This is a genomic window from Vibrio sp. Makdt, from assembly GCF_027587015.1.
Taxonomy (GTDB): domain Bacteria; phylum Pseudomonadota; class Gammaproteobacteria; order Enterobacterales; family Vibrionaceae; genus Vibrio; species Vibrio chagasii_B.
In genome coordinates this window covers 99043-110749 of the sequence record NZ_JAPPTH010000007.1, presented here as the reverse complement: position 1 = coordinate 110749, position 11707 = coordinate 99043, and the positions used below count along the sequence as shown (strand labels likewise).

Here is an 11707-nt window from a genome sequence, read left to right as displayed (position 1 = left end):
AGGTTAAGCTAAACGACCTTTTCCAACTGAGTGCGAATCGTCTCCGCCAGTTGCTCAAAGCGTCCTTTCAATGGAGAGCCCGGACGGTACGCAACCACGATACGACGTGAAGGCGTTGGGTTGACCGCAGGCACGTAGCACACGCCATCTTTCTGCTTTTCTTTTGGTACTGATAATTGAGGCAGCAAGGTAATCCCCGCGCCTGCCGCGACCATGTTACGCAGCGTCTCTAAGCTGGTCGCTTTAAAACGCTCATCATCTTTTGCACCCGCAGCAAAACAGAACCCTAGGGCTTGGTCTCTTAAACAGTGACCATCACCAAGTGCTAAGACTGTCTGTCCATTGAGTTGAAGCATATCTACCGTGTCTTGTTGAGCCCACTCATGGTCACATGGAACCGCGACACTTAATGGCTCGTCATACACATCAATCTCTTTGAATACCGCCGTTTCATCAACTGCAGCCAGTACCAAGCAGTCAAGCTTGCCATCTTCCAATTGGCTCACTAATTGATGAGTTTGCGCTTCATGCAGGTACAGTTCTAACTCGGGAAAGCTCTCTTTAAGATGAGGGACAATCTTAGGCAGAATGTAAGGACCCACGGTTGGAATGAAACCAATATGCATTGGTCCGGTCATCGCTTCACCGTGTCCACTCGCCATATCCTTAAAAGTTTTCACTTCGTTGAGAATACGCTTGGCTTGTTCAACAAGTTGTAACCCTGATTCTGTAAATATGACCTTCCTTGGACTACGCTCGGTTAACTGAAGTCCGATTTCATCTTCTAGTTTGCGTATTTGACCGCTTAGTGTTGGCTGACTGACAAAGCACGCTTCTGCCGCTTTTCGGAAGTGTTTGTGCTCTGCGAGCGCCACCAAGTATTCAAAGTCACGAATGTTCATGATCAGTATCTTACCTCAGGTTTAATAAGAACAAGGGTTTTCATAGCAACATTTAAAAGAAAAATGCTCTTGATAGAATCTACCTATCAAAACCATAACATCAAACGATTAGAGCTATCAAAGAATTTATCTAATAATGGGCTCAACAAAACGAAACAGAGCAGCGAAAAGCGTTAAGCTCTACTAGAACAAAATTAAAATATCATTTAAGGAAATCAATATGTTTGCATCTAAAGAAGGTCAATCAATCCCTCAAGTAACATTCCCAACTCGCCAAGGTGATGCATGGGTTAACGTAACAACTGAAGAGCTATTCAAAGACAAAACAGTGATCGTATTCAGCCTACCAGGCGCGTTTACGCCAACTTGTTCGTCAAGCCACCTTCCTCGTTACAACGAACTACATTCAGTGTTCAAAGAGAACGGTGTTGATGACATCCTTTGTGTTTCTGTAAACGATACGTTCGTAATGAACGCATGGAAAGCAGACCAAGAAGCAGAAAACATCACATTCATCCCAGATGGTAACGGTGATTTCACAGATGGCATGGGTATGCTAGTTGAGAAAAACGACATCGGCTTCGGCAAACGTTCATGGCGCTACAGCATGCTAGTTAAGAACGGCGTGGTAGAGAAAATGTTCATCGAAGAAGACGTACCAGGCGACCCGTTCAAGGTTTCTGATGCAGATACTATGCTGAACTACATTGCTCCAGAGCACAAAGAGCAAGAGTCAATTACAGTATTCACTAAGCCTGGCTGTCCTTTCTGTATGAAAGCGAAACAGAACCTAATCGACAAAGGTCTAAACTACGAAGAAGTAGTACTAGGTAAAGACGCTACTACTGTAAGCCTACGTGCAATCTCTGGTCGCACAACGGTTCCTCAAGTATTCATCGGTGGTAAACACATCGGTGGTAGCGAAGAGCTAGAAGCTTTCCTAGGCTAATCACTGCCAAAAGGCTAACCCACTCACTTGTGGGTTGGCTAACCCTATCGGGTGAATCAAGCTTGTGGCTCGCATTAACCACAGTCACAAGCTAAACCTAATAAAACAGAACCACAAAACTGACCCACTATCCTGACTCACTAAAAACATCGCATGAGTTGGAGGGGTTCGTTCAAACTAAATTTAGCCATTGCGAGAAAATTATTATGAAACAAGTCAATGTAGATGTAGCAGTTATCGGGGGCGGTACGGCAGGTCTAGGATCATACCGCGCTGCAAAAGCACACACTGACAGTGTCGTGATAATTGAAGGCGGCCCTTACGGCACAACCTGTGCTCGTGTTGGTTGTATGCCATCTAAACTGCTTATTGCAGCTGCGGAGAGCGTACACCAAATCGAGAAAGCTCCGGCTTTTGGCGTTCACCCACAAGGCGATATCGTAATTAACGGCCGTGAAGTAATGGACCGAGTTAAGTTTGAACGTGACCGTTTTGTTGGTTTTGTTTTAGAAGGCGTCGGTGAAATCCCAGAGCAAGATAAGATCTCTGGCTACGCAAAATTCTTAGACGACAACACACTTCAAGTTGATGACCACACGGTAATCACGGCAAAGCGTATTGTTATCGCAACTGGCTCTCGCCCTGCATACCCTGCCGTTTGGAATGAACTTGGCGACCGCCTAATCATTAACGATGACGTTTTCAGCTGGGATGATTTACCAGAATCAGTTGCCGTATTTGGCCCAGGTGTAATTGGTCTAGAGCTTGGTCAGTCGCTACATCGCTTAGGTGTGAAGACAAAACTGTTCGGTCTGGGTGGTCAAGTTGGCCCAGTAACTGACCCTGAGATCATGGCTTACGCAGATAAAGCCTTCAATGAAGAGTTCTATCTCGATGCCGACGTAAAAATCGAAAGCATGAAGCGTATTACCATTGAAACGGGTGAGCCACGAGTCGAAATCCAGTTCATCAATAAACAAGGTGAGCTAGAAACCAATATCGTTGAGTACGTATTGGCAGCAACAGGTCGTCGTCCTAACACCGACAAACTTGGCCTAGAGAATACCTCTCTTGAGCTTGATGAGCGTGGTGTTCCAATCGCTGACCACTACACGCTTCAAACATCGCTTCCATCAGTATTCATTGCGGGTGATGCAAGCAACCAACTGCCTCTATTACATGAAGCAGCAGACCAAGCACGTATTGCGGGTGATAACGCAGGTCGCTTCCCTGAGATTCGTGCAGGCCTACGCCGATCTAAAATATCAGCGGTATTCTCTGACCCGCAAATCGCGATGGTTGGTGAAACGTACAAAGAGATCACTACCCGCTTAGGCACATGTGGTTGCTTCGCAACGGGTGAAGTGTCTTTCGAGAACCAAGGCCGCTCACGAGTGATGCTACGTAACAAAGGCATTCTGCACGTTTACGGCGAGCAAGGTACAGGTCGCTTCCTTGGTGCTGAAATGATGGGACCAAACGCAGAACACTTGGCGCACTTATTAGCATGGGCACACCAAAACAAGATGACGGTTTCTGAGATGCTAGACATGCCGTTCTACCACCCAGTAATCGAAGAGGGTGTACGAACAGCGCTGCGTGACCTCAACGCGAAACTGCACCTAGGTCCAGAGATGGTGAAACACTGTCTAGACTGTGGTCCTGGTTGTTAATCTCGGTGGATTGAGACAGAACGCATAGATTAGATACTAAAAAGGAAAGCCGTTGGCTTTCCTTTTTGTTTTTGGCTAAACGCGTCAGTAAGTCAAACTCGTCATTCTAGAACTGAAGAACGAGGTATCTGAAATCTCTTACAAACATAGCCAGAGATTCCCAACTACGCTCCTTCGTCGCTATCGGGAATGACGTTGCTTTTATTACACAGCAAACCCGAAGACATATAAGAACAACGAATCAACGAATCAACGAATCAACGAATCAACGAATCAACGAATCAACGAATCAACGAATCAAACTTTAAATCGTCATTCCAGAATCGAGGAACGAGATGTCTGGAATCTCTTATCAAACATAAACAGAGATTCCCGACTACGCTCCTTCGTCACTATCGGGAATGACGTTGGTTTAGTTAAGCAACTAAACCTAAACTTAATCCGTCATTCCAGAACTGAGGGACGAAGTATCTGGAATCTCTCGTCACACATAAACAGAGATTCCCGACCACGCACCTTCGTCATTCCAGAACCGAGGGACGAGGTATCTGGAATCTCTTAAAACCGTTACTTATAGCTAAATGCGAGAGAATTACTTCTCAGCGGCAATCACAGAGATCTCAACTAATAGCGCTTCACGAGCCATGTCGCCAGTCACACATGCGCGAGCTGGAGCGTGACCTTCTGGTACCCATGCATCCCATACTGCATTCATTTCTTGGAAATCTTTCATGTCTTTCAAGTAAATGGTTGCTGACAGCATGTGCTCTTTGTCGCTACCAGCTTGCTCAAGTAACGCTTCTACTTTATCTAGCATCGTCTGTGTTTGCTCTGTAATGCCTTTTGTTGCATCCGCACAAACTTGGCCACATAGGTAGATAGTACCGTTGTGTTTAACAATACGGCTCATGCGTTGCTTGGTTTCTTGGCGCTCAATCATCGATCTTCTCTCTCTATGTCACCGTGATCCAATATCTTGTGACGTGGTATTATCAGGGCAACAAGCATAACGCGAATCAAGCCCAAGATGACATGTCTTCATTGCAATAAAAATGAAAAAATCTTCAACAAACTCGGTCGCTGCCAACGTTGTATGAATCAGCTCACAGTGTTGTCGATATTAAGTTGGGGAGTATGGTGGCTGTTTTTCAAAGAAGACCCAAAAACCATCAATGCCATCGCTTTGATAATGGCGGCTTTCGCGTTTAGTGGCTTATTGTCGCTGCATTGGATAATGAAGTTTGTGGTGCTGCCTTTAAGGAACAAAAAGCGTTAGCAGAAGTGTTTGTTGGATAGGCGACAATAGTTAGATACTAAGTTCAATTATCGAGCTCTAACCTTTCGCCAAACGGCAGATAGAAAAAAGCCCCAAAACCAATCGGTTTTGGGGCTTTCTTAGAAAATTCTAAGAAAAAGCAGTGGTACTTTAATAGACCGGGCTTTTCTTAGTTTGTTCCCAAAAAAGATCGGATTTTTGATCTTTTTTTTAGGGACCATAAAATCAATGCCTTATGCAACATTAACCTTAGCAATGATCTGCTCGACCAAGTTCACTTCCAAAGCCACTTCATCACACGCATGTTGACGAGGACACTGGTCGCAATCTTTCAGTACCTTCTCAGGTAGCAGAGATTTCGATGTTGGTAAGAAATCATGCTTCATAAAGAACTCAGGCGTACGAGTCAGTACAAACACTTTCTTAATCGCCATTTGGCGTGCTTTCTCAACCAAGTGCTGAACAATCGCGGTGCCCTGCCCTTGACCTTGCCAGCCAGCTTCGACCCCCAGTGAACGGATTTCCGCTAAACCAGAGTCATACACATAGAGCGATGCACAACCAGTCACTTCACCATGATGTTCTGCGACGGCGAAGGAGCCGATATCACGCACCAGTTCATTACGAGAACGAGGTAGGTTTTCACCCATGTTCGCCCAGTAAGCCACCATGCCTTCCAACGCTTCAATGTCAGTCAAACGAGCAGGACGAACCTTAACGATGGAGGTATCACGCTGTGCCAAACGCTTCTCAGCTTGGTCCACCGCGTAAGCCACTTGCTTCGGTGACACACCACCTAGCGCACTACGTTTTTCAAGACATGATTCAATGGTCAGGATGTCGTACACATCCTCTTCTATCACCTCAGAGAACTCTTTCATCTCTGCGATGGTTAATTCTTCTAATGCACAGCCTTTCGCGATCGCCGCAACGACGGTTACACCGACAATATGGTGAGCTTCACGGAAAGGAATGCCTTTCGCTACTAGGTAATCAGCTAGCTCCGTAGAGTTTGCATAACCTTGCTTCGCTGCTTCAAGTGTACGCTCGCCGTTCACTTTGATGCCGTCAAAACACAGCGCCGCCATTTCCATACAGTCATTCCAAGTGTCTAAAGCGTCGAACAGACCTTCTTTATCTTCTTGCATGTCTTTGTTGTACGCCAAAGGCAGTGCTTTCACTGTCATCATCATGCCAGCAAGTGACCCGTATACACGGCCTGTTTTACCACGGATAAGCTCTAATGCATCCGGGTTTTTCTTCTGTGGCATCAGAGATGAACCTGATGTCACGGTATCCGCTAACTCGATGAAGTTTGATTCACCAGAGTTGTAGAAAATCATATCTTCCGCAAGACGTGAAAGGTGAAGCATAGAGATAGAAGCGATCGACATCAGCTCCATCACATGGTCACGGTCAGATACTGAATCTAGAGAGTTGCGCGTTGCACGACGGAAACCTAAGTTGTGAGCTAACTCTTCACGGTCCATCGGGTAAGCGGTTCCCGCAAGGGCACCAGAACCCAGCGGACATGTATCTAGACGCTTAATCGCATCATTCAAACGCGAGTAATCACGCTCAAACATTTCAACGTAAGCCAAACACCAGTGAGCAAACGTTACTGGCTGAGCACGTTGTAAGTGAGTGTAGCCAGGAAGCACAGTACCTTGATGCTGAGAAGCAACATTAACCATCTGACTCTGCAGACGATCAAGCGCTAGCAGCAGTTGGTTACCTTGCTGACGACACCATAGTTTCAGGTCTGTCGCCACTTGGTCATTACGAGAACGGCCAGTGTGAAGCTTTTTACCCAAATCACCGACTTTGCCGATAAGTTGTTGCTCAACCCAGCTGTGAATGTCTTCTGCATCAGAACGTAGAATCTGTTCAGGATCTTCCATCACCTCAAGTTTTAGCTCATTCAGCGCTAACTCAAGCTTCTGTTGTTCTTCTTCTGTTAATACGTTGACCGACAGTAGAGCTTTAGACCAGGCAATTGAGCCCACAATGTCTTGCTCAGCCAATCGGTAATCAAAACGAAGAGAATCGTTAAAATCTTTGAACCGGGTGTCTGCTGCTTGGGTAAATCTACCGCCCCATAATGCCATTGTGTATCTCCTAATTGCACAGTGCTCACTGTTTTTGCAAATGATAATTCTGATTAAGATTCAGTATTTTTCTGATGGTTTAAACTTACGGCAATTCAAAATGAAAATAAAGTATTAATTCATTTTTTTCACATATTTATTCACCAAAAGACTCATCCATGATTCTTTACAGCCTAGAGCGCGAATTATATGCCATCCAATAGTAAAAACCGAAGCTGATTTATTAGGCGATTAGAAAGTAAAAAGCCCACTCACTAATCAATAGTGAGTGGGCTTTGCATAATCATGTCTGTTTACTGGCCTTCAACATTTCAGTGAAGGCTAGCTCACTAACTGATTGTTAGTATTACTTTTGGCTATTCAAAGCACGGATACGGCTTGATAGCGAGTAAAGGCGGATGAAGCCTTCAGCATGGCTTTGGTCGTAAACTTCATCTTCACCAAAGGTTGCAAACTCTTCTGAGTATAGGCTGTTGTCAGAACGCTTCTGAGTCACCGTTGCGTGACCTTTGTATAGCTTAACAACCACCTCACCGTTAACGTCTTGCGCTAGTTCTTCTGTCGCTGCAAGAATTGACTTACATAGTGGAGTGAACCAACGACCATCGTATACAAGGTGAGAAGCTTTAACACCTAGCTCTTCACGGAATTCGAATGCCGCTTTATCAAGAACCAGTTGCTCAACTGCACGCAGAGCTTCCATCATGATAGTGCCACCCGGAGTTTCGTAACAACCACGCGACTTCATACCAACAAGACGGTTCTCTACGATATCGATACGACCAACACCGTGCTTAGCACCCTTCTCGTTCAGGTAAACCAGTGCGTTGTATGGCGTCATTGTTTCACCGTCAACAGCAACCACTTCACCTTTTTCAACTTTAAGCGTTACTGTTTCAGATTCGTTTGGTGCTTGCTCAGGATCCACTGTCCAAGCCCAGCAATCTTCGTTTGGCGCATTCCATGTATCTTCGAGAACGCCACCTTCTGTAGAGATGTGCCATGCGTTTGCATCACGCGAGTAAATCTTAGTCAGAGATGCAGTACAAGGGATGTTGCGCTCAGCTAGGTAATCCAGACACTCTTCACGGCTCACTAGATCCCACTCACGCCATGGTGCAATTACCTGTAGGTCTGGTGCTAGTGCTGCGAATGCACCTTCAAAACGAACTTGGTCATTACCTTTACCAGTACAACCGTGACACAGTGCGTCTGCACCTACTTTACGTGCGACTTCAACCTGTGCTTTAGCAATGATTGGACGCGCCATCGACGTACCTAGTAGGTATTTACCTTCGTAGTAAGCGCCCGTTTTCAGCGTTGGGAAGATGTAATCAGCAACCATCTCTTCTTTAAGGTCTGCTATGTAACACTCAGATGCACCAGAAGCTTTTGCTTTCTCTTCAATGCCTTCTAGTTCTTCAGCGCCTTGACCAACATCCGCGACAAACGCCACCACTTCACAATCATAGTTCTCTTTCAACCATGGAATGATTACTGATGTGTCAAGACCGCCAGAGTAGGCTACTACAACTTTCTTTACGTTAACTTTGCTCATTTTCTTTCTCCTAGTTTCCATACTGCACATGGCGGTCAGCGTTGGAAATGACTTCATAATTATATGTTTATTTAATTTGTCTAAATTCTTTAAGTAGCGACTCGCTGTGAGACCTACTGAGGTAAAAACTGTGTTCCTATGCTTTTACCTGAAAACAGTTGAGTTAGCTTTTCTGGGTATCGCCACGTCGCGACTTCGATTGGTCGTCCAAGGTCGTTGGCTGCTTCTAGTGCGGCTTGAACCTTAACGATCATGCCGTCAGTAATTACTTTACCTTCGATAAGGTCATCAGCTTGCTGTTGGTTAAGGCTTGGAATTAAGTGACCTTTGCCATCTAGTACGCCGCTTACATCAGAAAGCAGTACCAGTTCAGCATCAAGTGCACCAGCTACAGCAACCGCAGCTTGGTCTGCATTGACGTTCATCAGCTGACCTTGTTCAGTCAAACCAATTGAGCTAATGATTGGCAGAGCGCCCGCATTAAGAATCGCTTGCAGAACGGTTGAGTCGCCCGGCTCCGCTTTTCCTACCGCGCCCAGTTCAGGGTTCAGTTCGCTCACTTTGCATAAACCACCATCTGCAAGGCTCAAACCAACGGCATTGATACCGTCTTTAATCGCCTGACCTTGAAGTAGTTTGTTGGCCGTGCCCGCTAATGCACCAGCGATCACTGGGATCTGGTCATAAGGAGTAACACGTAGCCCTTCTTTCTTAACGGTTTCGAGATTCAACTTATTCATCAAGTCATCAACAAGGTAACCGCCGCCGTGAACAATCACGATTGGTCGTTGTGCTTGTTGTTGGTAAGCAGAGATCGCACCAAATAACTTGCTAAGTGTTTCACCACAAGATAGCGCAGCGCCACCTAACTTTATGATTAATGGTTGATTATTAAGGCTCATATCTAGATTTCCTTACACTAACGCAGTTAATGGCGCAAAACCATAACGTAAATTTAAACACTGCATCGCTTGGCTAGATGCACCCTTTAATAAGTTATCAATCGCTGAAACAACGATGATGTGTTGACCTTGAACCTTCCAACCTAAATCGCAGAAAGGTGTCTGTTCTACATCTTGAATTCTTGGCAATGTCTCTTCGAGTAACCTTACGGCTGGCTTGCCTTGGTAAGCTTGTTCAAAGGCATCTTGTACCTGTTGTTCTGTCACGCCCTGAGCCAGCTTCATAGTAATGGTCGCTAAAATGCCGCGCTTAAAGTTGCCTAGGTGCGGAGTGAAAATCACATCACATCCTAAATGTGCTGCCATTTCAGGTTGATGACGGTGGTTAAATACACCATAAGCTTGCAGGCTCACTTCGCAGAAGCTGTTGACCATGGTCGCCTTACGACCCGCTCCAGTAACCCCGCTGGTCGCGTTAATCACAGGCCACTGGTTCTCGTCCAGTAACTTAGCTTCAACTAAAGGCTTAATCGCCAGTTGTGATGCCGTTGGGTAACAACCTGCGACTGCAACAAGCTGAGCTTCTTTAATCTCTTGCTCATTCCATTCCGCTAAACCGTAAGCCGCTTTATCTAGCCACTGTTCATATTGGTGTTCAAAGCCGTAAAACTCTTGGTAGAAGTTTTCGCCTTTAACTCTAAAAGCACCTGATAGGTCGAATACTTGGCAATCATTCTCTAGAAAGATAGGAGCTAGGTCATGACTCACTTCATGTGCTGTCGCTAGGAAAATCACATCAGACTGCTTTGCCACTTCTTCTGGATTCGTTAATGGCTGTACTGGCATATCAATCAAGCCCGCTAACTTACCGTGCAGTGCTGCAATAGGTTTACCTGCGTCTACACTATTGGCTGAGACATACAAACCTGATAGCGTGAGCTCAGGGTGTCTGTTTATCATTAGAGCCAGTTCTGCTCCTGTGTAGCCGCTTGCGCCAATGATCGTGGTTTTCAACATCTCAACACATCCATTTCTGAGGTAAGTTACATTTCAAAATTTGACTATTCATACTTAATTTTTAGCCTTATTTGATTTCTTATGCATTAAATATGATTTAATATGTGTTTTACCGACTTATAGTTTTCCTGTCAATAGTAGAAGTGAAGATATTATGCAATTACCGAGTTTCCTTGAGGTCTATAAAGGCCTAATTTCCACAGACTCTATTAGCTCGACCGATCCAAGCTGGGATCATGGCAACGAGAAAGTGATCGAAAAAATGGCTCAATGGTTTAAAGACGTAGGCTTTAGCGTAGAAGTCGTGGAAGTTGAGCCTGGCAAGCATAATATGATCGCAAAAATGGGCTCAGGCGAAGGCGGCTTATTGCTGGCTGGACATAGTGATACCGTGCCATTTGATGAAGGGCGTTGGAATTTCGACCCTCACGCACTGACAGAACACAACAATCGCTTCTACGGATTAGGTACTGCCGACATGAAAGGCTTTTTCGCCTTTATCTATGAAGCAGTAAGAAAGATGGATTGGAGTAAACAGGCGAAGCCACTTTATGTATTGGCAACCTGTGATGAAGAGACCACCATGCTAGGTGCGCGTCATTTCACTGAAAACGCACCGTTTAAACCGGATTACTGCATCATTGGTGAACCGACCAGCCTAGTACCGATTCGCGGGCACAAAGGCCACGTGGCGAATGCAGTGCGCGTAACCGGTAAATCAGGTCACTCTTCAGATCCAGCATTAGGCGTTAACGCTATCGAAATCATGCATGAAGTGCTGTTTGCTTTGATGCAGCTGCGCGACAAATTAATTAAAGAGTACCACCACCCAGGGTTCGCTATTCCAAGCCCGACACTAAACCTAGGTCATATTCATGGTGGTGACAGCGCTAACCGTATTTGTGGTTGTTGTGAACTGCACTACGACGTGCGCCCTTTACCGGGTATCAGCTTAGACGGTTTAGATAACATGCTGCGCAGCGCACTCAAAGAAGTGGAAGCGAAGTGGCCGGGCAGAATTGAGATTACGCCACTGCACGAACCTATCCCAGGTTACGAGTGTCAGCACGACCACCCATTTATCGGCGGCATGGAATCCGTTTGCGAAACTGAATCACAAACCGTGAACTACTGTACCGAAGCACCTTTCCTTCAAGAACTTTGCCCAACCTTAGTTCTGGGTCCGGGCTCAATTGACCAAGCTCACCAACCGGATGAATTCTTAAGCTTTGATTTTATCGACCCAACGATTGACGTACTGAGTAAATCTATTCGTAAATATTGTTTCTAGTTATTGCCACCCTTGCGATACTTTTTTATAA

The 11707-nt window shown here is 45.5% G+C and carries 10 protein-coding genes; 4 read left to right on the top strand and 6 right to left on the bottom strand.

Features of this window, described 5'->3' with window-relative positions:
* Positions 1–8 precede the first annotated feature (8 nt).
* A complete protein-coding gene (oxyR, locus tag OH460_RS11005; RefSeq protein WP_004737158.1) occupies positions 9–902 on the bottom strand; it encodes a DNA-binding transcriptional regulator OxyR in 894 nt (297 codons plus the stop codon).
* A gap of 220 nt (positions 903–1122) precedes the next feature.
* Here oxyR and OH460_RS11000 point away from each other — a divergent pair, with 220 nt between their 5' ends.
* Both OH460_RS11000 and OH460_RS10995 read left to right on the top strand, forming a co-directional pair.
* Entirely contained in the window at positions 1123–1851 is a 729-nt protein-coding gene (locus tag OH460_RS11000) for a glutathione peroxidase (RefSeq protein WP_004737157.1), read from the top strand.
* Between the two features lie 206 nt (positions 1852–2057).
* The gene (locus OH460_RS10995; RefSeq protein WP_269997057.1) at positions 2058–3524 is read left to right on the top strand and encodes a dihydrolipoyl dehydrogenase; all 1467 of its coding nucleotides are present in this window, start codon (positions 2058–2060) and stop codon (positions 3522–3524) included.
* 592 nt (positions 3525–4116) lie between these two features.
* Here OH460_RS10995 and OH460_RS10990 read toward each other — a convergent pair.
* Positions 4117–4464: a RidA family protein gene (locus OH460_RS10990; protein ID WP_004737155.1), complete on the bottom strand. Its 348-nt coding sequence runs from the start codon at positions 4462–4464 to the stop codon at positions 4117–4119.
* A gap of 87 nt (positions 4465–4551) precedes the next feature.
* Between OH460_RS10990 and OH460_RS10985 the strand changes: the two genes are divergently transcribed.
* Complete coding sequence (locus tag OH460_RS10985) at positions 4552–4800, top strand: DUF3624 domain-containing protein (protein WP_269997054.1); 249 nt, start codon at positions 4552–4554, stop codon at positions 4798–4800.
* A gap of 233 nt (positions 4801–5033) precedes the next feature.
* Here the strand turns inward: OH460_RS10985 and argH are convergent, their stop codons facing one another.
* The 4 genes from argH to argC form a co-directional block, all read right to left on the bottom strand.
* Positions 5034–6908 (bottom strand): argininosuccinate lyase, encoded by a 1875-nt coding sequence (gene argH / locus OH460_RS10980; RefSeq protein ID WP_004737153.1) that lies wholly within the window; start codon positions 6906–6908, stop codon positions 5034–5036.
* A gap of 346 nt (positions 6909–7254) precedes the next feature.
* Positions 7255–8466: an argininosuccinate synthase gene (locus tag OH460_RS10975; protein WP_269997052.1), complete on the bottom strand. Its 1212-nt coding sequence runs from the start codon at positions 8464–8466 to the stop codon at positions 7255–7257.
* Positions 8467–8579: 113 nt separating this feature from the next.
* Entirely contained in the window at positions 8580–9368 is a 789-nt protein-coding gene (gene argB / locus OH460_RS10970; RefSeq protein WP_008219686.1) for an acetylglutamate kinase, read from the bottom strand.
* 12 nt (positions 9369–9380) lie between these two features.
* Positions 9381–10385 carry an N-acetyl-gamma-glutamyl-phosphate reductase gene (gene argC / locus OH460_RS10965; RefSeq protein WP_269997051.1) on the bottom strand — a complete coding sequence of 335 codons (1005 nt, stop codon included), beginning with the start codon at positions 10383–10385 and terminating at the stop codon, positions 9381–9383.
* Between the two features lie 154 nt (positions 10386–10539).
* Between argC and argE the strand changes: the two genes are divergently transcribed.
* Entirely contained in the window at positions 10540–11676 is a 1137-nt protein-coding gene (gene argE / locus OH460_RS10960) for an acetylornithine deacetylase (protein ID WP_269997050.1), read from the top strand.
* Positions 11677–11707: the final 31 nt, after the last annotated feature.

Bases quoted from the DNA above. Each gene is read 5' to 3' on its own strand.
- argB (WP_008219686.1), bottom strand. From the start codon at position 9,368: ATGAGCCTTAATAATCAACCATTAATCATAAAGTTAGGTGGCGCTGCG.
- OH460_RS10995 (WP_269997057.1), top strand. From the start codon at position 2,058: ATGAAACAAGTCAATGTAGATGTAGCAGTTATCGGGGGCGGTACGGCA.
- OH460_RS10985 (WP_269997054.1), top strand. From the start codon at position 4,552: ATGACATGTCTTCATTGCAATAAAAATGAAAAAATCTTCAACAAACTC.
- argE (WP_269997050.1), top strand. From the start codon at position 10,540: ATGCAATTACCGAGTTTCCTTGAGGTCTATAAAGGCCTAATTTCCACA.
- argC (WP_269997051.1), bottom strand. From the start codon at position 10,385: ATGTTGAAAACCACGATCATTGGCGCAAGCGGCTACACAGGAGCAGAA.
- OH460_RS10975 (WP_269997052.1), bottom strand. From the start codon at position 8,466: ATGAGCAAAGTTAACGTAAAGAAAGTTGTAGTAGCCTACTCTGGCGGT.
- argH (WP_004737153.1), bottom strand. From the start codon at position 6,908: ATGGCATTATGGGGCGGTAGATTTACCCAAGCAGCAGACACCCGGTTC.
- OH460_RS11000 (WP_004737157.1), top strand. From the start codon at position 1,123: ATGTTTGCATCTAAAGAAGGTCAATCAATCCCTCAAGTAACATTCCCA.
- oxyR (WP_004737158.1), bottom strand. From the start codon at position 902: ATGAACATTCGTGACTTTGAATACTTGGTGGCGCTCGCAGAGCACAAA.
- OH460_RS10990 (WP_004737155.1), bottom strand. From the start codon at position 4,464: ATGATTGAGCGCCAAGAAACCAAGCAACGCATGAGCCGTATTGTTAAA.